Below are 19,691 nucleotides of genomic sequence, written 5' to 3' on the forward strand. Positions count from 1 at the left end.
GCGCAGGCAGAGCTGGAGGTCCGCAACACATCACCACGCCGCCTCCACCATGCACTTTCGACCGAAGCAGGTCCATCTGGCGCAGTCGTGGATGGCTCTTACCTGAGGTCCTGGTCAAGCCCGCCGACGTCGACGTCCTCGGCCACCTCGCCAGAGTGGCAGCACTGGCCTGCCCACCGAACCGCAAGCACTGTGTACCTTGCCAATCAGGTGCGGACGGTCGCCCGCGTCGTCCGGGCGGTACCTGTCGTGTCGGTCCACGTCACCACACAATCGACGGCGTCAGGCGAACCCATCGCCAACAAAAGTGGGAACCGAGCCTCTTGGTTGGGCGGGATCGTGCCAAGTGGGCCGTCCTCGCGGAACACTCGAAAGAGCACGTTGTCCGGCAGATCCTCGAAGGCAAAGTCGACGTCCGAAGCAGGACCATGGGACGTGTTGTGCAGGACCAGCGACCACTTCCGTTCAGTCTTCATGCGTCCCTTGTTGTCGGTCCTCACCGACTCACGCACCTCGGCGCGCGGCCAGACCCCCTCGGACGGATCCGGACCCTGTGGCGCTTCTGCCTTCGACCCCTCGACGTCCTGTTGAAACCGACCGGTAGCGCGGCTGAGAAAGTTGTTCAGATGACCCACGAGGTCACCGGCTTGCGCGTAGTCGAAAACGAGAGCCTTCTTGCGCAGATCATCCAGGTAGTCCGTTAAACGTTGCCGCTCCTTCAGCGCCGGGCCGTTGAGAGGCGCACGCGGTCCCGCGTTCACCAGGACGGCCACCGGCTTACCCGCCTCGACGAGGACCTTGATCTCCTCGTCCGTCCCTGACTCGGCCTCTCCGGTCGGCGTCCCCAGACGGTCGTAAAAGAGCGCCACAGCAAGATCAGCCTCGTCCACGATCTGCTCGTTGAGGATGGCCTGCGGACGTTCGCCAAACTCCGCGACGGCGTGCTCGGTCCACGACACCGGCAGGACGGTAAGCCCCACGATGCGGCCGAAAGTGAGGTTCCACTGGCTGATCGTCTTCCGGATGACGGCCAGGTCTTGGACAGGCACGTCCCCAGGTGCCGAGATGAGAAGGTGCAGCGTGAGGGTGGGATAAGCCATTGATCAAACTCTCTCGTTACCGTAGGTAGAAAGACGCTGACGTAGCCGGTCTCTTGACCGTCATCCTGCCGGAGCAGGGTCTTCACTCGTCACGGACAAGGCGCAGTACCGGACGCTGATCGACCTCCCCGAGCAGGTCCCGAACCTGTCGTGAACCGATCTTGAGGGCCTCGGCCAGAGCAGGCACCCCTGCGCCGTAGTCCGCGGCCAGATCGGAGGCCTTCTTCAGCAGCGTCGGCACTTCTCCCTGGTAGGCGCTCGTGGGGTCAGCAGCTGGGTCGTCGACCATGGCCAAGCGCTGGTAGGCCCGCCGCGCCGACGACTCGGTCGTGCGGCCGCGCTCGACCATCCGACGGACAAGCGAGTGCGGCGAGACACCCCACGTCCTGCCGAGCCTGTCCAAGGCAGCCAGGTCGATCCGCTGCGGAAGAGCAGCGTCCATCGACGCCGCAGGGGTGAGGAACGCGGCGGCGAACTCGTCAGCTTCCTTCTCGACCGCCGCACTGTGCTCGCCCGAATCAGCGTGCATCAGCAGGTGACCGATCTCGTGCGCGATCGAGAACCTGTGCCGGAAGACGTTCTCACTGCGGCGCGGCGTGGTGACGATGATGGGGCGATCCACGATTACGACCGAGAAGGCGTCTACGGCGTCGATCTCCCCGATGGGCCGCACCGCGACAACGATGCCGCGAGACTCCGCCGTGGCGACCAGGTGCTTGACCGGTCCGTCGGGCAGGTCCCAGTGCCTACGCAAGAGTGCAGCGGCGTTCGAGGGCGCGGTCCCGGGCTCCACCGCCGGGAGATCCGCCTCGGGGAGTTTGACGTGCCGCTCAAGCGCGAAGGTCAGCTCCCACACCAAAGTGGCGGTCGCCAACGCTTTCTGGCGATCGCTAACACGCGCCGACCGCAGGCTTCGGAAATGGGCGTTCACGGTGTCGATACGCGCGAGCGGCCGTCCAACACCGAAGAAGCCCGGACGGACGTTCAGCGTTTTCGCCAAGCGGTCCAGGACGTCGGGGCGGGGAGAGTTGACACCGGCCTCGTACTGCCCGATCGCAGCAGCCGATACGCCCACTTTGGCAGCCAGGTTGGTCTTGCTGACACCGACGCGGACACGGGCCTGGGTTAGCCGGGCAGGCTCGAAGACGCCATGTGCCTGCCCGGAGCCGGACAGACCGAACAAGCCCGGATTGTCATCACGCATCCGGCTGCGCCCCCTCCTGCTCCTGAGGCTCGATGGTGGGACCGTTCGGAGTGCCGCTGTCGAACGACTCGACGTCGGTGGCTGCGTGCTCGGCGTTGAGCTCTGGCTGCCAGATGCTCTCCTGCCCGTGCAGCTTGACCTCACCGGTCTTCTGATCGAGCTCGGCGACGGCCCACTCGATCGACTGCAGCTGGCGCGGAGATGACTGGACCATCACGAGCACCAGAGGCATCGTGTCCCCAACCTCGCGCACCACGCGCTCGAGCTCGATCTCCTCGTGTGAGTCCTCGGCCGCTGGCTCGCCTGTGAAGCCCGGCTCGAAAAGCGTCGGATGAGGCGGCAGCGATGCGAAGCCGTTCTTCCGCGTAGGACTCGACGCGAACGATGAGACTGCGTCGACGGAGCCCGGGACGCGCCAGACGTAGATGAGGCAGTCGTTGACGACGGCGAGCTTGTAGCCGCCCGGGGCCAGCTTGTGCGTCCTATAGCCGCGGGCACGCAGCGCTTCGTGAACGTCATCCAGAAGGTCGCGCCACTGGCTACCGAAGCCCATCGCGTACCGCGATCCCGACGTCTGATGCGCTTCAGCGAAGCGGTTGTGCCGGGAACGCACGGTCTCGACCACAAGGGGACGAACGTTCCGGGCGTGGGAGCCGAGAGCGTCGGCGGGCGAGGTTGGGACCATGATGAAACCTCCTGGATCCGCGTCCGGAGCCGCGAATTTCGACCGGGACTGGCTTTAGTATGACACGCAATTCGCGCGCAAGCGCTTCAGTAGCGCACTACGGCAACATCTCCTAGGTACCGGGCGCAGGAACGCCGCGGTGCCGAGCAAGAAACCCGGCCCCCCGGTACGCCTGCATACCCGAGCGACCACCGGCACTGGGTTCGGCGACACTGACGGGCGTAGGGTGAAACAGAACGAGCACCAGCCCGGTGAAATCATGCACAAGACACCCGAACATCGGATCGGCACCTCTGACCGCTCGCGCGAGCCGGCCGGCAAGCCCGATGCGTTGGAGACGAGCATCAAGAAGTTCGTCGACAGTCGCCCCGAGCTCTCGGACACCCTGCGGACGGCGCTCACTCTCGCCCTGAGACTTGACCCGCAGAACACGTCCGTCGACGGCATCCGGGTCAGTCGTAAACACAGGGCGACAGCGCCTCGACCACAGCCAGCCCGGTCTCGCGCCAAACCCTCCACGACCCTAGGTGCGGTCCACGCAGGCGGAGCCGACCGTCCCCACCAGGCGCCGCACGACCCGACCTGAATCAGGCCGTCAGGCAGCCATCAGCACAGGTGGAAGGTGCGGTAGGAGGAGAAGGTTTGCAGCCTGAGAGCGCTATTCAGCACCTCGGTCGCGCCCATGAGCCAGCCACGTTCTGACCTGCGGCGTCGCTGGTCAGGGGCAAGGAAGGGCAGGTAGCGCAACGGTCCTTGCGTCCGGTTGGATCCAGGTTGTCTACGCCAGGTTCCGAGCCGATCGAAGGACCGATGCGGTATCACAGTACAACCGGGCTGAGCCCTGCCCAGACGAGCGAGCTGATCGCCCGGGCCTGGCAGGTCCACGCCGGCCGCCCACCCGGTCAGCGCTACGACTTCGCCATGCCGTTCGGGCACGCGGTCACGCTGGTGCTGATCTGCGCGCGTCACAACCTGCCCCAGCAGCTGGCAGGCGATCTGTTCGGCGTCTCGCAGGCCACGGTCTCGCGGATCTGGCGCTACCTGCTGCCGATCATCGGCCTGGTCACCACCATGGACCGCACCAGACTGAGCGACGCGCTCAATCGCGGAACGGTCCTGATCGACGGCACCCCGATCCCGACCGGTAGCCGGGCCGGGACCGGCACGAGGAACGTCAACGCCAAGCACCGCAAACAGGCCCTGAACATCCAGGTCGCCGCGTTCCGCGACGGCGTCCTGGCTGACGTGTCACTCCCGGTGCGCGGGTCGCGGCACGACTCACGTGCCCTGGAAGAGGTGGGCTGGGCCGACCAGATCACCGCTGCCCGAACCCGCCGGGTCACCGCGGTGATCGCCGACACCGCCTACGTCAAACACACCCGCCTGGCCCCGCGTCCGAAGAAGAACAAAGCCCCACGGACCGAGGACGACAGGCAGTGGAACCGCCGTATCGCCAGCATGCGCGCCCCCGTCGAGCGCACCATCGCCCTGCTCAAGCAATGGAAGATCCTCGCCACCGGCTACCGAGGCCGCCTGACCGAACTACCAAGCATCATCCACATGATCACCAACCTGGAGTTCTACAGACTCACCGGATGAATAGCGCTCTGAGACGGATCGCGGGATTCACTCTCCTCTATTCCGCTATTGGTAAACCCATGCAAAGATGCTTAAAGGCCTATCATTGGTGGCCATCTCGTCCTGAATGGCCGCGCCGTGTCAGCGACTCGAGGAGAAGACCGCGCTCGGCGCGGATCCGCACAGCCCGCCGCCGCTTCGCGCACTAGGTCGGCGAAGCATTGCAGCTCAGCCATTGAGCCCGCTCCCCCAAAGGACGGCATTCCCAACCCTGGCCCGAACACTGCCTGATTTTCGGGAGGCGGGAGTCGAAGCGACCACGCAGCGGACAAACCCTGTCTCCACTGCTTGCCTGCGGTTCGTCAAGCTGGCTTGACGAACCGCCATGCGTCAAGTGAACTTGACGCATGGCGGACGACGACGTGACGGCACCCGACCCCCTCCAGTTCGACATACTCCGGCTCGAAGAACTCACTCGCATGGTCGACCCACGAGAGATTCCCGGCGAGCCGGAATATCTACGTGCCGCCGGTCCCTTCACCAGCCAGTACCTCGAGGTGTGGGAGACCTACGAAGTGCGCGCGATGCACGCCCGGGCCCTCGAACGACCGAGGTGTCCGGATCCGGACGCTGACGCCGCCCTACGTCGCCGGCTCGACGAGATGCCCATGGTGCCTGCGCTCTACGCGCTCGGGGCCAACGCCGCCGTCGTCCAGGATCTGATCGACGGCCGCTGGCAGGCCATGCGAGCCGCGCGTCAGGACGGCGCCACCTGGGAACAGATCGGCCGGGCCCTGCGGATCACGAAGCAAGGCGCCCAAGACTTCTACAAGCGTTGGGAAACCGACCAGGCTGCGCCTCCTGCTGAGCCCGATCGCGAACCGACAGAAAACGACTGAACAGCCGTGGAGCGGCCGCGCGAGCTCGGCACGGCCGACCACGGCTTGGAGGAGGCATAGGGAGAGGTCATCGCGGAGTTGGAGACGCGGCTCGCCGAGCCGCAAGCCCGGATCAGATAACCAGATCTGGCCCTCTCCCCGTGCCAGACGTGACGAAGCCGTTCCGGTGGAAGGTTGCCCTCACGTGCGTCCACAACACCGGTACTGCGCCGGTCGGACCAAGCGGACACCTACATGATATTGTTGTGCCGCCGATTGTACGGACCTCCGGTCGCGGCCTGGCGCCGCGCGAGCTGAACAGGCTCTGGTGTCCTCGATCCTTCAACTACGAGTGAGGGATCCTGGGCGAGGGGTGGGGAACATCGAAGAGCGCGCTCGAAGCCGTAGACGCGTCGCACCCAGATGGTGCAACACAGGAGCTTCCCGTCACCAGACGGGTCCACTACGGCCCTTCCCATCGGGAGGGCCTCTGTCATGCAGAGCCCTCCGCGACCCCGAAGGGCACATAACTGCCATGACACCCAACCCCAAGTTCACGATTGCCGGCGCAGCCGACGAGAACATCAGCGAAACGGGCCGTCCGGCCCTCGCCCCTGGCGAGCTCATCGCCGAGCTCGGCGACCTGCAGATCACGGCACGGCTCCGGCCGCGCCCGACGATCCACAAGGTCCGCGCTCGGCCCGGGCAACTCATCAGCCGATCGCTCGACAAGGCCACGTCCGGCGTCGCGTTCACCGCACCCCCTGAGGCCGGGCGAGTCATCTCGCGAACCACGGACGACCCAACTGCTGCGGATGCGCAGATCGCCGGGGCGTTCCGGGTCGCAACCCCGGAGGGCGAGCTCCTTGCGGCGCACTACGAGGCGTCCACACCGATGCTTCTGCCCGGTCCGCAGCCGCGCGGCATGTCGGCCACCCGGGCCAGTGACCCTCTCTGGCCCGCGCCAACGATCCGCGAGGGGATTCCCTGCTACCGCTTCGCCGATGTGGCCACCTACCGGGCAACCACTTCCGGTGATATTGCAAGGACCGTGCATGACTTACGGGTGCGCAAGCGCCCCGCCGAAATCCTCGCGACCGGTGTTCGACAGGAACTGGCGACGCACCTCGCGATCCTGACCTTCGACGACGGGACGCCCGACCAGTTCGTCGTCCTGATCCGGGACGGCATCACCCGGTGGACCGCCTGCATGATGCTGGGCCTCGGCATCGCCGACGGCGAGCGGCTGACCGCGAAGCAGGTCTCCGAGCGGATCATCGACCGCCTGCTTCCGACGGTTCGGGTGTCGCCGACGACTCACGCTGACGCGTTCCAGACGGCTCAGCACGCCGTGCGCACTGCGTGGTTGCGCGAGTACGAGGCGGACGAACTCCCCGCACGTGGCCAGGAGCCGCCTAGCCTTGGGCAGCGCGCGATCCACCTGAACCAGATCCTCGTCGTGCCGACTCGTCTGTACCTCCCCACGGATGTCAACGGCGAGATGATCGGTGCGATCGACCGCATGGTCGCCGACATCCATACCGGCCAGGAGAAGTGGGACGACGACGACCAGTTCTTCAAGCAGACGCTCGACATCCTCCACGCGATGCATCGCCAGGGCGTCCTGTCCGACGACGAACTCACGCTCGTGCTCGACGTCGACGAGGACCAGGACCCGCTCGACCGGGCCGCCCGGATCTGCAAGCTGCTGCTCCACGACAAGTACACCGAGCTCAAAGCCCAGATCCGACGGCAGGGCACCTACGGCGCCGTGCAGCTGCACCACGCCGTCGAGATCCTCGCGGCTGCGCTCTCACGGCCGTGGGCCGGGATCAAGCCCCTCGGCTCGGCGTGGACGTACAAGGGCGTGCTCGACCCAGGTCTGCCTCACACCCGCCTGGTCCTGCGCTCGCCCGACTCGTACATGGATCTCGTCCCTCTCGCTCTCAAGGGCGACGCTAGCGCCAAGGCCGAACTGCGCCTCGTGGGCGCGATCGCCCTGGTCGCGAACGGCCGCGTCAGCACCACCCTCCTCGGCGGTTCTGGCGGTTCGAAGAGGCGTGTCCGGCGCATCACGTTCATCGAGTTGTTCAAGGGCCTGCTCGCCACGCGGAAGGGTCTGACCCAGCTGGCGCTGGCGGCGGACTGGTTCCACGCGGGCTACGAGCCGTCCAGCGATCCGCTACCGGCCGTCGACATGGACGCCAAGGGCTTCGCCTCCTTGGACGCCAACGGGCACGTCCGCAACGCCGCTGTCGGCGGAGTCCAGGCGGCGGACCTGGTAGATCTGGCGCTCGAGGGCCTCAAGACCTCCCCCGACGACGAGCCGGACGACGACATCGACCCTGTCACGCGGGCTCGCGACGAGATGGAGATGCGGCTCAAGGAACTCGCTGACGACGCTGAAGCGCTCAACACGCTCGTCACGTCTATCGGCGAGCTGCGTAGCCGGGCGCAGATGGTCGGTCAGGACATCACTGGTATGGGACCGTGGCAGGAGACCTTCGACCACCTCGTCCACGCCCAGACCAGCATGTACGCGTTCCGCCCGACCGGGGCCTCGGCGTGAGCACCGCAGAACCGTCACCGTCGCTCATAGCCGCGGCAAGGGACTGGCAGGCCTGGCTCGCCTCGCGTGGGCTGACCGACCCGGCAGCCATGACCGCCTACTCCGTCGCTGACCTCGCGGCCGGCGGGGGCCCCAACTTCAGCGGCCCCCGAATCTACTGCGCGATCACCGCCCTCGGCGTGCCGTGCTACGTAGGACAGACTCGTCGGGCGCTCGCCAAGCGCATAGCGGAGCATGTGCGCTCAGGGAACGCCCGCGACTGGGCTTACGTCGTCAGCGTTGCCGCCACCGGCTCCACCGTGCCCGAGCTGGACGCCCTGGAGCGATCGGCCTACGTGTGGATGGTGCCCGCCAGCAACCGCTGCTCCCGCAAGATGCCCGCCGTGCGCTGACACATCGACAGACGCAGGGTCTTGCCCTCAGGCAAGGCCCTGCGTCAAGGTCGCCGCGGCAGCAGAGCGCACATGTTCGGACGCACGCCAAGCCGTGCAGTCGTCGGAACCTGGCGATGGACCAGTCCAGCGTCCGCGGAGCCATGCCCGGCGCCGCCCAGCACCGGCGCCCAGATCAAGAGCGGTCGGGGCAACCAGAGGGAATTGCCGCGTCCACCGTCGTGATACTCACGTGGTTGGCCGGGGCAACCCCGTGCCGGAGGCCGTCGAGGACCTGGTGCCCGGTCTCCTGGTCCGTCTCGGCTTCGAGAACCCGCGCTTCCAGGTTCCTTCGCCTGGCGAGTTGCCTGAGGATGTTCGCGAGCGGGTGATCTGTGCAGCGAACCGGGTCACGGCGTACGCCGCGGCCGTACTGTCTGGCTTGTGCCTGAACCGTCGAAGTACGAGTGTCGCGCTTGGGATGCCCTGGAGACCGCCCACGCGCGTCCGTTGACACGAGCGTCACGTGCCGCCGGCAACGCGACCTCCCGCGCGGTCGGATGGGTCGGCGGCAAGGTCGGGCAGGCGGTCGAGAACAGCCCACGTCTGCAGAAGGTCCGTGACTCCGCGGCTGCCACCGCTAAGCAGGTGGGTGAGGCGATGCCCGAGGCGTTCGAACGGTGGACCACGGGGGCGGTAGACGGTGCGCAGGTGTTGCTCACTCGCGTGTCGCACATCGGCCTGTCACCCGAGCGCATGACGAGGAAGTACCACGAGGCAGGGCACGATGTGAGCGCGCTCGACGACGTACGTGCCCTCGACCTTGAGGTTGTGGACACGATCCGTGGGCGGAACCTCGATCTCGGCTACGCCAGTGCCGCGGCGGCGACGGGAACCGGAACAGCTCTGGTCCTGACCGGTGGCACCATTGTGGCGAGCAGTGGCGCCGGGGTCGCGCCGGGGACGCTGACCGTCGTCAGCGCGATGGCCGCTGACGCCGCTGCGGTCCTCGGGATCGCATCGCGCGCTGTGGGGCACGTCGCCCTGTCCTACGGGTACGACCCTGACGACCCCGCGGAGAAGCTGATCGTCCGGGCAGTGATCAACGTCGGGACGGCCACCACGGCCACCACCCGTGGCGCGGCGCTCAAGGACCTGTCGAAGCTGACTCAGCTGCTGTACCGGGGCGCGCCGTGGGCGCAGCTGGACACGTCCATCATCTCGCGCGCTTTGACCGAGTTCGCCAAGCAGTTCGGCATGAAGTTCACCAAGTCCACGCTGGGCAAGGTGGTCCCGTTCGTCGGCGTCGGCATCAGCGCCACGATGAACTGGGTCACCATCGAGACGATCGTCGACGAAGCCAACCGTGCCTATCGCCGCCGCTTCCTGGTGGAGAAGTACCCACAGTTGGGCGCGGGCGAGATGATCCTCTACTCCGTACCGGAGCCACCAGGCCCGGTGGACGCCGCGGAGGAGATCAGCATCGTCGAGATCGTCGAGGACGTCCTGGACGAGGACGAACGCCCAACGAACGAGTCCACCACATGACAGCAACGCCACCCACCACGCGTACCGACCGTGCCTTGGGCTGACAAGGTGGCGATACAGCGCGGAGCACCTAATTCACCCGTGCGCACCCCGGTTCTTCTGACGCCCCCCGTCGTACCGTTGATAGCCCAATCGCAGGCACGACGTTCCCGTCACGGAGGATCTCGATGACGTACTTCTCCGTCAGGTGGAAGCCCGACAAGGCCGCCCGGAGACTGACAGTCGCCAAGGCGGCGTTACTTCCCGGCGAGGAAGTCTGGTACCTCGGGGGTTGCAACAACCTGACGCCCCTGATGAACGAGATCGCCGTCACCCCGCTCCGTGTCGTGGGACTCCTCGAGCGCGAGATCAAGTACGAGGCCCGCTACTCCGATATGCAGTCAATGACCTTCAACGAGAACAAGGGCACCCTCGACGTCGTCCGGGACAACGGTCACTCGATGACCTTCAAGCAGATCCCCACACCCGACGTGGGAGCCATCGAGCACTACGCCCGGCACGGCCAGAACACCCCCGCCCCGCCCGAGCTTCTAGCCGCACAGAACGCGGCAGACGCGGCACTGGTCGCCGCGGCAGGGCGCATGGAGGCCGCGCGGAACATCGACTGGCCCCACACGATCGTGCGGGGCCAGCCCTCACGGAAAGCGAGCGAGGCCATCCTTCGCCAGTGCCACCAGGACGAGCACCCATGGCTCATCCTGACCTCGGGAAGCGCTGGAACCCTCGTGGCTCTCGAGGACCGCCTGGCCATCATCAAAACCGGCGGGGTGACCGGCTTCATGGCCGGCGCCCTGGGCGGTGAACGGTCCGTGACGTTCCACTACGTCGACATCACCGGCATCGAGTACAACTCCGGCTTCGTCACCGGCGTCCTGGAAGTCCTCACCCCGAGCTACCAAGGAACCGCGAACAAGGACTACTGGCGAGGGAGCAACCAGTCACGGAACGCCGACAGCAACGACCCATGGACACTGAGCAACACGCTGCCCCTCAGCAAAGTCGAATTCAACAGCTATCTCACTGAGATCAACGACCTACGAAGCCGGATCGGACGCGCCAAGCAAGTCAACGTCCAAGTCGTGGCACCCCAAGCTGCAGCACCCGCCTCGGCGGGACTCACGGAGCAGCTGACGAGACTCGCACAACTACACAGCGCCGGCGCGCTCACCGACGAAGAATTCACAGCTGCCAAGGCACACCTGCTGGGTTAACACGGTCTGCACAGAGCACTACTGATAACGCGATTCGAATGTCCGAAGTCAGATAGCCTCCGGCACCCGTCACACGCCTTCCGGGTGGAGCACGCCGCCGTCGCCCGGGGCCTTTACAACTTCGGGTTCTCCGACAACCGGCCGCTCCACCTGATCAGAGCTCACGGTCGCGTCCGGGCCATTCGAGCATGCACCTCATTGAGCCCTCGCGCAGCACATGCTCTCGGAACTCGCCTCCGAATACCCGTCCGCAACAGCTCGGGCGCCGGCGCGTAGCCGCACCGCGTCTCCCGCCCTAGCTCCAGAGGACGACGCGAACTCATCGACCGCTTGCGGCGCTACACCCGCTATGACGAACGCAGAGTGTGGCCTGCGATCCCGCCAACTATGAGTGCGTCTCATCAGATGCCGGCGGCCGAGCGATCTCGCGCAGCAACTCGATTCGATCGTCGGGCGTCAAATCGGTGCTCTCGCTCAGAAGCTGAGCCCCCTCAGTGGCTGACTCGATCCACCTCGTCGCACTCGCCACCCAGGGATCGGCCAGGGTCTGTTCAAGTGCACGGAGACCAACCCGGGCGAGCAGGCAAGGTTCCGCGGGCACAACCGGACAGATCAATCTCAACGAATCGCCATCGCTATCGAACATGAAGCCCGGAACGAGCACAGCCACGGCGTTGAGGGCGGCGCCCACCGAACTGGCAAGATCTATCCCACGTACCCGAATTGTCAACCCATCGCTCCGCTCAGACTCCGCCGACCACGTCAGTTCCAGTGGCGCGTCATACGTACCGACTTGAGAGACGAGGTCAAGGACCGCGAAGAGTCCGGCAGATACCCCTGGCGCCAACACTCGTCTGCTCATCGGCGCTTCGGAGGCATCAAGCGAATACCGAACGCTGGTCCCCTTCAACCAGGTGAATACTGCCTCGTCAAGGGGCGCCAGTTCCATGGCGCTCTCACCAAGAATCTCGCAGAGTGTCCCGAACCCGGCGATGCCACTCGTGTCCGTTCCAACTGCCCCGTCGGGAAAGGCGCGCTCAAGCGCCTCACGAACAAAAGTCACCACGGCCGCCCGTCGCCGTGAACGAAGAAACTCGGTGTAATACTTCGCAAGCCCCGCTTGAAGCTCCGAGTCGAGACTGTCGATCAGAAGATTCCCATTCAATTGCGCCCAGGCGTTGTACTCCTGCAGTGAGCCTGAAGCCAACGCATCAATGCCAAGCATCCCCGACGCCATGTCGCGCTCGAACGGACGGTCCCGCGAGGCGCAGTGCTGGATCTGTCCTATAAGGATGGCACGCAGCACAGCTTCCTCGTTGTGATCGAGGTCGGTCCTCGCCCCCTCGGCATGCGCCATCATGAGGTCAATCAAGTCGGCGGCGGCCGCCAGCCCCGCCCTGGTCTTACTCGACTCCCAGGTGCCGACCCACGGCGTGGCGTGGAGGCCGATGCGGTATTCAGCGCGGTACTCGCTGTCATGCTCAGGACCACGTACGTCGTGCTCGATGTCAAACGGCACCGCAGCTGACGCAAGATGCCGTTCCACGATCGTCTTGCTGTCGAGCGTCGACCGGAAGCGGTGAAGCCAGTGGCGGAGTACTTCAGGCTGCCGAGCTACCAACCTGTCTGGGCTTGACCGCCACACGGCGGCGATCAGCGCTTGCACGACGTCGGATGCGATCGATGGGCGCAGCCGCTCGCCCTTTCCGAGCAGTACGCCATCTGCAAGTCGAAGTTCATCGAAAAGGCCCGTCAGCGCTTCCTCGTCCACGCTTGGCGGCCGCGCCTGATCCTCGGTAGGTGTAGTGCTCCTCTCGAAGGTCGTCAGTGCGTGTTGGTGTAACGCCAAGGCGCGGACAAGTTCGGCGCCCTCGGCCGCGAGGATTCGGTAGTCATTCTGTTGATAGGTCGCGGTCAGACGAGAGTTCTCGTGGGTCCACGAAGAATGGACCAAAGCCTGCGACGTCTGAGCATCTGAGCTCTGAGGAGCCTCGAAGAGGCCCCGAAGCCTCGCCACTGCTCTCACATGCTGTGAAGGACGATCAAACGCTCTAACCGGCCGGGCTTCTGGAGGCTCCCGATTGTCGCGTAACGCCGTGGGGAAGTACTTCTTCGCAAACCCTCTGGCGGCTGCCATGCGCGCGGCCTTCTTCGACGACGCCTCGGCACTTGCTGATCGGCCATCCGGTGAGCTGAGCGTCACGCAGAAGGTGCGGGCATGTTCCGGCCCCGATTGTTCGACGTCGTACATCGGGTCAGTGCGGAGGTGTTTCTGCACCTGCACGATCCAGTCGGTCGTGTCCGCATCGTCCTCGGGCCACAGGGCTTCTGTGGCGGCCATTGCTGGCGCGTGCGATCCACTGGCAAGGCACAAGGTGCCGATCACCTGAAAACCGATGTCCTCGAAGGCGCCAGCTGGAGCACCACCTGCTCGAAGCCCCTTTCCAAGACGCGCGATCCCAAGCTCTCGAACAGCACGGCCGAGCGCCTCACGCACGAGGGCGTGGTAGGTAGCGCGATTCTGCGCAACCTGTGCGGCGGAGTCGTAGTCGCCGATGGCAACTCGAGCCTTGTCCACGACCGAGACATAGACCCACTGCTGCCCCACGGCCGCCAAGAGCTTGAGTGTGAGCTGGCTGAACGACGCGCCCTTGCCCGACTCGTGCACGTACGTAGCGTGGCTCACGGACCAATTGAGCCAGTCTCGCCCGATCTCAGAAATAAATTCCACCCCGGCAAGCCCCAGGAGCTCGCGCAACTCAGACTCTGTCAGTTGACGGTCGTCAAACGCCGGCGCCGGCGGCAAGGCGTGGTTCCACTCGGTCTCGACGAGCTGTGACCGTCGTGGTGTTGCGGCTTCCCGCGGCACGACTCGAGCTGGTGTCCGCTCCGTCCTTGGCCGGAGAAGATCTCGTTGCAGCCATGCCGGGATGGTGACCGCCAAGCCAGCAGCGAGGCCTTCTGCGATCACGTCGCTCGCGCGAACCAGCGTCCATTGCTCGCGAAGGACGTATCCGTACCTGACAGACTTCAGCAACCGCCGCACCGTCTTCAAGGGGAGAGTCTCCCGCCCGATCCTGATCCGCTGGGACCGCTGCCGCTCCCTCATGCGGTTCGCCATCACGTGCAACGGGACGACAGGCGGAGGCTCTTTGAGCGCGACGATGCCCATCCAGCGATTGCCGAAGCTATATGCAGTCATCCCTACTCCGCGATCGCACTGATGTTGTGCGGCAACGCCTCGGTCCGCCTCTGCACAGCAGTTTTGCACGGTCAGTTCACGCTTGGGTCGCTCTCGCGACACTTCACCCGATGGAGGCGCTTACAGTGCTCGACAACGCGACGCACGGCTCGAGATGCGCCGAGCGCAAGACGAAGTGCCGCTGTTGCAGCGGCGGCTCACGCGTGCGCAACCACGTGTTCAGCACGCTTGAGAGCTGCTCGCCGTCGACGAGGACGATCAGCAGGACCGTACGCGTGACGACACGCTTAGGTCGCCGCGCCGCCACGCGGCTCAATCTGAGAGGTGCCAGCAAGTCTGGTTGTAACGTCAGAGGAGTTCGCCGACGTCGCAGTCAGCCGACGCACACACGCTCCACCACCGCGTCCGCATACCCACACACGGACCTACGGCGGGAGAGTCGGATCGTCGCCGATCGGGCAGTCAATCTATCCTCGGGGAACGACGCCCGGCCAACGCGCAGGAGAGCACTTTGCCCCCGACCGACTATGAGTTCTGGACGGCCGTCGGCACGGTCGCAGCGGTGGTCGTGGCCCTGGGCGTGGCGCTCGCTCAGGCGGTACTCGCCACCGTCCTCTCGATCAAGCGGCGAAGGCTGGCACGGCGAAAGGTCGCGTCGCTGGTCTCCGCGTGGGTCAAGCATGCGTATATACCGAGCTCCAGCGGGGGCTACTACCGGCGGACGGTGTCACTCCACGTCGCGAACGAGTCCGACGAGCCGGTCTTCAAGGTGGAGGCAATCTGCGGCATTGTGACGGAGAGTGGGACGATTCGGCTCGGGCCCCTGTCCGCGCCGCGGATCATCCCGGTTCTCCCTCCGAAGCGCGAGTTCGTGTACGACGTAACAATGGGAATGCTGGGCTTCGGCGATTTCGCGCACGACTCCTTCCACGGGCTGGTCGCGGAGGTCGGCTTCCGGGACCACGAGGGCAAGCGGTGGGAGCGGGGTTTCGACGGGAGCCTACAGGTGGTCAAGAAGCCCCGGATGGCAGTCGTCACCGAGGCTAGAGATGACCTCGCGGTCGCGCAGGCGGGACCCATCGACAACCCGTACAACCCGTTCGGGCTCGTGCTCGCCCTCGCGCACGTCGCTTCCGACGAAGACGTGGACGACGAGCAGTTCCACCAGCGGCTTGCGAATGAAGCCAGCGGTTGGGCCGAGACCAATGCCAATGACGTCGTTGCGGTGCGGAACATGCTCCGCACCGCGAATGTGGCCTCTCACGTCTGGTACCCGACGCCTCGGATCGCCTACGTCCGGCTGCTCGATGAGTTGCCGGGAGGCGCGGGCCCCCAGCGCGCCCAAGTCCTTACCCTGGTCTGGCGCAACGAAAAGGGCTGGACGCTGTTCGGCCTTGGCCCGTACCTGCCCTGGATGATCCCGTTCCCTCCCGGCGAGCTTGAGGTAGACCCGCTCGAAGGCCGCGAGCAGCCGTAGCACTGCAACCCGGCCGAACCGGGCGCCACTGCCTAACCGGAGTCGCCTAAGCGGGTCCGGACTTCGAGGCCGAGGTAGCGGCGGCCTTCGGCCCATTCGTTCCCGCGGGTCCGCTTCGTGGCCTGCTGGACGCAGCTCCAATCAGCGCCGGCGGCGGAGGCTGACGGGCTGCAGACCTCGATCGATCTGGTGTGCAGCGACCACGGGCATCCGGCCTTCGCGAACACTGTGGCCGATGAACGCCTTGACATCCTTGACCGCGATGCCGCTGCTGCCGACCCAGCCTTTCCTGACGAGTTCAGCGAACTGCTCGTTGCTCAGCCACCGGCCCGGGTTGTCGTGAGTGACTGCGGGTCCACCGTTCGGGCCTTTCAGCCGGCCGGTGTCGTGCAGGCGCTTGAGCAGCTCGGAGGGGATGTACATTCCCCGCGTCAGCTCGCTCTCTTTCATGGGGAACTCAACGGGGTAAGCAAACTTCGTGAAGGTGGCTGCCGGTCCGAGCCGGAACAAGGCAGGATCGTGTTGGTTGGTTGCCTTCTGGCCGAGGCTGTCGAACCGCACCATCCGTTCCAGCTGGTCGGGCAATCGTGTGTCCACCGGCGCGATGCGTCCTTCGCCGGGTATGGCGGGCTTCTTCATGAGAGCCACCAAGTGCGATCGTCCTGAAATGACGCAGCCGCGTCGAGGAAGATGCTGGCCGGCTTGCGCGTGAGGCGTTCGAGGCCAGCTAAGTCCTGGATCACTGCACAGTCGCGCGCACGTTGCGCCATCAGCGCGTCAGGTTCGCTCATGCACCGAACGCTGCAGGCCACCTGCCAGATGCCCCATCGGGAGCGTGATGTCTCGCTTCGCACCTACCTGGAGGCCAAGAGCGATCTGGACCTCAGCAGCAAGCTAGGCGTAGCGAAGGTCGCGAAGTTCCTGCTGGGCGCAGCCAACCGCCAGCCGGCCGAGGCCGCGCACTACTTATAGTGGCGAGCTCGGCGTCCAGGAGCGATGCCATGGTGCGCCGGAAGCCCAGGGAGTCCCGGTTGCATCGCAGTCCTGTCGCCCGACCAGATGTTCCTTACGCTGGCTTGCGTCGTGCGCCTACTGCCTATGCTCAAGGAGTTGCACCGTTCCTCGACTATCGAGCGTATCCGCGGTAACTCCTCGTAGCATGTAGAACTTGCGTTGTTCTTCCAGTGGGAAATGTTGCGAACTATCGTCCACATAACCGCCCGAATCGCACGACCCTGCGTCTTGCAGATCCGGACGCGGACACGTCACCGACTGGTCCGCCCACGGGGTATCCGCAGCTTGCGTTCCCTGCACGACTACCTGGTCCGGACGGATCGCCCTCATCTCCCAGCCCTCACTAAACCCGAACGCGTCAATGCTGGCACCCACCATGACACTGTCGATGATGTGGATATCGGTAGAGCCGTCAGGATTCGGGTCGTCGTCTCGAAGCATAGCCCCCCGCAGATCTGCCTCAACGAATGTTGCCAGAATAGAACCGATCACTATGGAGCCCGGCATCTCCACTCCCACGGCGCTTGCGGGCACAAAGGTCGGATTAAGGAGCATTACCCCAGTCAGATCGGCATGGTCAAGGTCTGCGCCGGTGAAGTCCGTTGAGTGGAATATCAAGCAACGGTCGTTGCGCTCTCTTGCGATTCCCGCGGCGGACGCACGGGGATCACTTGCCGCCACTGCGCCTACGTCGCAGCCCAGGTCGAGACCGGAAAGGTTCGCTCCGCGAAGGTTTAGGTTGTAGAACTCCCGCGTTGTACCGTCCCGGAGAGATTCACGCAGATAGGTAAGGTCGCCAAGCATCTCTTCACGCTCCTGGCGTGCGGACTCGACCTGTTCGGCGCGCTCAACTCGCGCGTTCTCCGCATTTTCTTGCCAGACCACTAGAATTGTGCCGACGACGCCACTAAAGAACGCACCCAACACGAGATCGACTACAAGTGTCCGCCGAAACGTCCTTTTATCAACTTCGTCGCGAGACGGAGCCGCAGCAGATCTAGCAGGTCGAGATGCTTTCTTCCGAGACACGGTCAAACCTCCGGGACAGGACATGTTAGGCGACAGGGTCACGAATTAGGCTGCGGCGACGAATGAAGGCGACGGTGCGGCCGCTATGAGCCGATCGGCGCGGACAGCAACCAGGGACCTCACGAAGACCAACTTCCCGCGGACCTCGGCCATCACTACCTCCTAGTTCGTCGACTTGTTCGGCGCCCCCGCCCGACGTCAGTCCGCCACGTCGCGGGCCCGAAGGTTCGCAAACCGGCGCGCTAGCAGTTCAACGAGCTCTGGCGGCGCGGGATCGGTCGGCCATTCGTCAAACGACAACCTCGGCGCCGCCCAGACGGTGTAGCGTCGCCGATCGGACGGCCAGGCGATCTCGTCATCGCCGTCAACAACGGACGCGTCGTGATCCAACGGCGGTTTACCCTGACGGGTCATCGCTTCGGCAAATGCGGCGTCCACTCGCGCAACCCAGGCCCGGATCCGTGAGAGTGGAACGTTGCCGATCCAGATCTCCTTGTTCGTGTAGATGACCGCTCCGACGACGACCTCGGGATGGTCGACTGCCAGCCTCTCAGCGGATCGACCGCCCACCTCGTCCCAGTGCTCCGCGAGGTTCCGCAACAGCTCCAGCACTTCCTCGCCGGCCATCGCCGTCCGGAGGTCGTCAGGTAGCCGGTTCTGCGCGCGCAGCACGTTACGCACAGCGACGACCAAGAAGTCGGCCTCGGTCGTGAACTCCATCTGAAGTGCGACCGTCGGGACCCGCACCGGCTGAAGCGAGCCGCGGTCAAGCTGGGCACGGGCTAACTCCCGACCCGGGTGAGCCATCTCGCTACGGACACGCGCGTCCCGCATCGCGAAGGCGTACTCGTAGAAGGAGTCCTCGAGCCGCGCTGCTTGCATCCGAACGGCCTCCGCCCACCGGAGTCCGCCGTGCCAGACCGCGAGATCATCCGCAGGGGCTGCAGACATGGCATTTCCTCCTACTCCTGAGGTTCTGCGACGATCCCGTCACTTCCTGGCCCTCCGCAGAAGTCCACCTCCTGGCCATCGAGCGTGACTACGGCGTACCACTCGAACGCCGGCCCGATGGGCTCAAGGAGCTCGACCGGGTACCGCACTGCGAGCTGTCCGTCAGCGAAGACGGCACCATTCGTCACGTTCTCCTGCGTGGCCGATGAGAGGTCGAACACGAAGTTGGCCGTCTCGATGCCCGCATCGAACTTCGTCCCGAACTGATAGCTGGGCCCACCAACAGCCGAGTTGGCAGTGACCAGAAAACTCAGCGCATCGACATCCGTAGCCTGGATCCGGTCGGTAAATGCGACCGAGGCAAAGACGAGCGAGCCGTCGTTCGAGAGGGTCACCTCCTTGATGTCGACGCCTCCAGAGCCATCGCCTTGCTCGTCCTCGCATGTCACGTGGAACGTCGGGAACCCAGTGGAGGTCTCAGCAGTGACGCCCCCACCCAGGAGATCCGAACATGTGCCGTCGGACGGCTCTCCGAGAGTCTCGCCAGGGAAGCTCACCACGACATACCCAGCGTTGCCACCCTGCCCGTCGAGACCTCCGCCCTCGCCGTAGGTCCGGTCAACGCACACATCAGTGGCATCGATGACCACGCCCTCGACCGTCAGACCTTCCCAGATCGGCGCATCAGGCAGCTCATCAAGGACGAGCCGCTCCGCCGCAGCGACGCGCTCAGCATCCGACATGGTGGGCGCTTCGACGGACGATGACGAGGCTTTGGGGGATGAACCCTCAACCGGCGCCGCGCCGGCGGCACAACCCGTCACAGCGAGGATGAGGACGGTGGCCGACGCGAAGGCAGTCACATGGCTATGCA

18 protein-coding genes are annotated in these 19,691 nt (G+C 65.2%); 8 read left to right on the plus strand and 10 right to left on the minus strand.

From position 1 onward, the window contains the following. Positions 1–206: 206 nt before the first annotated feature. From AB0F40_RS08645 to AB0F40_RS08655, 3 genes are all read right to left on the minus strand, one after another. Positions 207–1,100, minus strand: a complete 894-nt coding sequence (locus AB0F40_RS08645) for a hypothetical protein (protein WP_357465717.1) — start codon at positions 1,098–1,100, stop codon at positions 207–209. A gap of 82 nt (positions 1,101–1,182) precedes the next feature. Further along, on the minus strand, positions 1,183–2,304 hold the full coding sequence (locus AB0F40_RS08650) for an XRE family transcriptional regulator (RefSeq protein ID WP_357465718.1): 1,122 nt from the start codon (positions 2,302–2,304) through the stop codon (positions 1,183–1,185). Continuing rightward, the gene (locus AB0F40_RS08655) at positions 2,297–2,929 is read right to left on the minus strand and encodes a hypothetical protein (protein ID WP_357465719.1); all 633 of its coding nucleotides are present in this window, start codon (positions 2,927–2,929) and stop codon (positions 2,297–2,299) included. The genes AB0F40_RS08650 and AB0F40_RS08655 overlap by 8 nt, the downstream gene beginning before the upstream one ends. Before the next feature lie 870 nt (positions 2,930–3,799). On the opposite strand from AB0F40_RS08655, the gene AB0F40_RS08660 reads away from it, so the two are divergent. From AB0F40_RS08660 to AB0F40_RS08685, 6 genes are all read left to right on the plus strand, one after another. After that, positions 3,800–4,588 carry a transposase family protein gene (locus AB0F40_RS08660; RefSeq protein ID WP_357465720.1) on the plus strand — a complete coding sequence of 263 codons (789 nt, stop codon included), beginning with the start codon at positions 3,800–3,802 and terminating at the stop codon, positions 4,586–4,588. A gap of 386 nt (positions 4,589–4,974) precedes the next feature. Then, positions 4,975–5,466 (plus strand): hypothetical protein, encoded by a 492-nt coding sequence (locus tag AB0F40_RS08665; RefSeq protein WP_357465721.1) that lies wholly within the window; start codon positions 4,975–4,977, stop codon positions 5,464–5,466. A gap of 514 nt (positions 5,467–5,980) precedes the next feature. Beyond that, entirely contained in the window at positions 5,981–8,014 is a 2,034-nt protein-coding gene (locus tag AB0F40_RS08670; RefSeq protein WP_357465722.1) for a hypothetical protein, read from the plus strand. Further along, complete coding sequence (locus AB0F40_RS08675) at positions 8,011–8,406, plus strand: hypothetical protein (protein WP_357465723.1); 396 nt, start codon at positions 8,011–8,013, stop codon at positions 8,404–8,406. Before AB0F40_RS08670 ends, AB0F40_RS08675 begins: the two co-directional genes overlap by 4 nt. Before the next feature lie 489 nt (positions 8,407–8,895). After that, positions 8,896–9,933 (plus strand): EcsC family protein, encoded by a 1,038-nt coding sequence (locus tag AB0F40_RS08680; protein WP_357465724.1) that lies wholly within the window; start codon positions 8,896–8,898, stop codon positions 9,931–9,933. Between the two features lie 167 nt (positions 9,934–10,100). Next, positions 10,101–11,144 carry an SHOCT domain-containing protein gene (locus AB0F40_RS08685; protein ID WP_357465725.1) on the plus strand — a complete coding sequence of 348 codons (1,044 nt, stop codon included), beginning with the start codon at positions 10,101–10,103 and terminating at the stop codon, positions 11,142–11,144. A 385-nt stretch (positions 11,145–11,529) separates the two neighbouring features. Here the strand turns inward: AB0F40_RS08685 and AB0F40_RS08690 are convergent, their stop codons facing one another. Continuing rightward, on the minus strand, positions 11,530–14,346 hold the full coding sequence (locus AB0F40_RS08690; protein WP_357465726.1) for a putative dsRNA-binding protein: 2,817 nt from the start codon (positions 14,344–14,346) through the stop codon (positions 11,530–11,532). A gap of 103 nt (positions 14,347–14,449) precedes the next feature. Then, positions 14,450–14,653 carry a hypothetical protein gene (locus tag AB0F40_RS08695; protein WP_357465727.1) on the minus strand — a complete coding sequence of 68 codons (204 nt, stop codon included), beginning with the start codon at positions 14,651–14,653 and terminating at the stop codon, positions 14,450–14,452. A gap of 204 nt (positions 14,654–14,857) precedes the next feature. Between AB0F40_RS08695 and AB0F40_RS08700 the strand changes: the two genes are divergently transcribed. Continuing rightward, the gene (locus tag AB0F40_RS08700) at positions 14,858–15,823 is read left to right on the plus strand and encodes a hypothetical protein (RefSeq protein WP_357465728.1); all 966 of its coding nucleotides are present in this window, start codon (positions 14,858–14,860) and stop codon (positions 15,821–15,823) included. A gap of 141 nt (positions 15,824–15,964) precedes the next feature. Here the strand turns inward: AB0F40_RS08700 and AB0F40_RS08705 are convergent, their stop codons facing one another. Together AB0F40_RS08705 and AB0F40_RS08710 are read right to left on the minus strand one after the other, a co-directional pair. Further along, the gene (locus tag AB0F40_RS08705) at positions 15,965–16,462 is read right to left on the minus strand and encodes a hypothetical protein (RefSeq protein ID WP_357465729.1); all 498 of its coding nucleotides are present in this window, start codon (positions 16,460–16,462) and stop codon (positions 15,965–15,967) included. Next, entirely contained in the window at positions 16,459–16,614 is a 156-nt protein-coding gene (locus tag AB0F40_RS08710; RefSeq protein WP_357465730.1) for a hypothetical protein, read from the minus strand. Before AB0F40_RS08710 ends, AB0F40_RS08705 begins: the two co-directional genes overlap by 4 nt. Here AB0F40_RS08710 and AB0F40_RS08715 point away from each other — a divergent pair. Beyond that, the gene (locus tag AB0F40_RS08715; RefSeq protein ID WP_357465731.1) at positions 16,613–16,795 is read left to right on the plus strand and encodes a hypothetical protein; all 183 of its coding nucleotides are present in this window, start codon (positions 16,613–16,615) and stop codon (positions 16,793–16,795) included. The two genes, AB0F40_RS08710 and AB0F40_RS08715, sit on opposite strands and share 2 nt — an antisense overlap. 117 nt (positions 16,796–16,912) lie before the next feature. On the opposite strand, the gene AB0F40_RS08720 is transcribed toward AB0F40_RS08715, so the two are convergent. The 3 genes from AB0F40_RS08720 to AB0F40_RS08730 all read right to left on the minus strand — a co-directional run bounded on the left by AB0F40_RS08720 (position 16,913) and on the right by AB0F40_RS08730 (position 19,680). Next, the gene (locus AB0F40_RS08720) at positions 16,913–17,764 is read right to left on the minus strand and encodes a pentapeptide repeat-containing protein (protein WP_357465732.1); all 852 of its coding nucleotides are present in this window, start codon (positions 17,762–17,764) and stop codon (positions 16,913–16,915) included. A 300-nt stretch (positions 17,765–18,064) separates the two neighbouring features. Continuing rightward, a complete protein-coding gene (locus AB0F40_RS08725) occupies positions 18,065–18,817 on the minus strand; it encodes a hypothetical protein (RefSeq protein ID WP_357465733.1) in 753 nt (250 codons plus the stop codon). An 11-nt stretch (positions 18,818–18,828) separates the two neighbouring features. Then, positions 18,829–19,680, minus strand: coding sequence for a hypothetical protein (locus tag AB0F40_RS08730; RefSeq protein ID WP_357465734.1), 852 nt, complete (start codon positions 19,678–19,680; stop codon positions 18,829–18,831). Between the last annotated feature and the right edge of the window lie 11 nt (positions 19,681–19,691).

Origin of the sequence: Promicromonospora sp. NPDC023987 (genome assembly GCF_040639055.1) — a bacterium.
In the GTDB taxonomy this organism is placed as follows: domain Bacteria; phylum Actinomycetota; class Actinomycetes; order Actinomycetales; family Cellulomonadaceae; genus Promicromonospora.

Excerpts from the sequence above, each read along its gene's own strand:
- AB0F40_RS08665 (WP_357465721.1), top strand. The coding sequence starts at position 4,975 with ATGGCGGACGACGACGTGACGGCACCCGACCCCCTCCAGTTCGACATA.
- AB0F40_RS08685 (WP_357465725.1), top strand. The coding sequence starts at position 10,101 with ATGACGTACTTCTCCGTCAGGTGGAAGCCCGACAAGGCCGCCCGGAGA.
- AB0F40_RS08650 (WP_357465718.1), bottom strand. The coding sequence starts at position 2,304 with ATGCGTGATGACAATCCGGGCTTGTTCGGTCTGTCCGGCTCCGGGCAG.
- AB0F40_RS08670 (WP_357465722.1), top strand. The coding sequence starts at position 5,981 with ATGACACCCAACCCCAAGTTCACGATTGCCGGCGCAGCCGACGAGAAC.
- AB0F40_RS08690 (WP_357465726.1), bottom strand. The coding sequence starts at position 14,346 with ATGACTGCATATAGCTTCGGCAATCGCTGGATGGGCATCGTCGCGCTC.
- AB0F40_RS08660 (WP_357465720.1), top strand. The coding sequence starts at position 3,800 with ATGCGGTATCACAGTACAACCGGGCTGAGCCCTGCCCAGACGAGCGAG.
- AB0F40_RS08645 (WP_357465717.1), bottom strand. The coding sequence starts at position 1,100 with ATGGCTTATCCCACCCTCACGCTGCACCTTCTCATCTCGGCACCTGGG.
- AB0F40_RS08710 (WP_357465730.1), bottom strand. The coding sequence starts at position 16,614 with ATGAGCGAACCTGACGCGCTGATGGCGCAACGTGCGCGCGACTGTGCA.
- AB0F40_RS08725 (WP_357465733.1), bottom strand. The coding sequence starts at position 18,817 with ATGTCTGCAGCCCCTGCGGATGATCTCGCGGTCTGGCACGGCGGACTC.
- AB0F40_RS08715 (WP_357465731.1), top strand. The coding sequence starts at position 16,613 with ATGCACCGAACGCTGCAGGCCACCTGCCAGATGCCCCATCGGGAGCGT.
- AB0F40_RS08705 (WP_357465729.1), bottom strand. The coding sequence starts at position 16,462 with ATGAAGAAGCCCGCCATACCCGGCGAAGGACGCATCGCGCCGGTGGAC.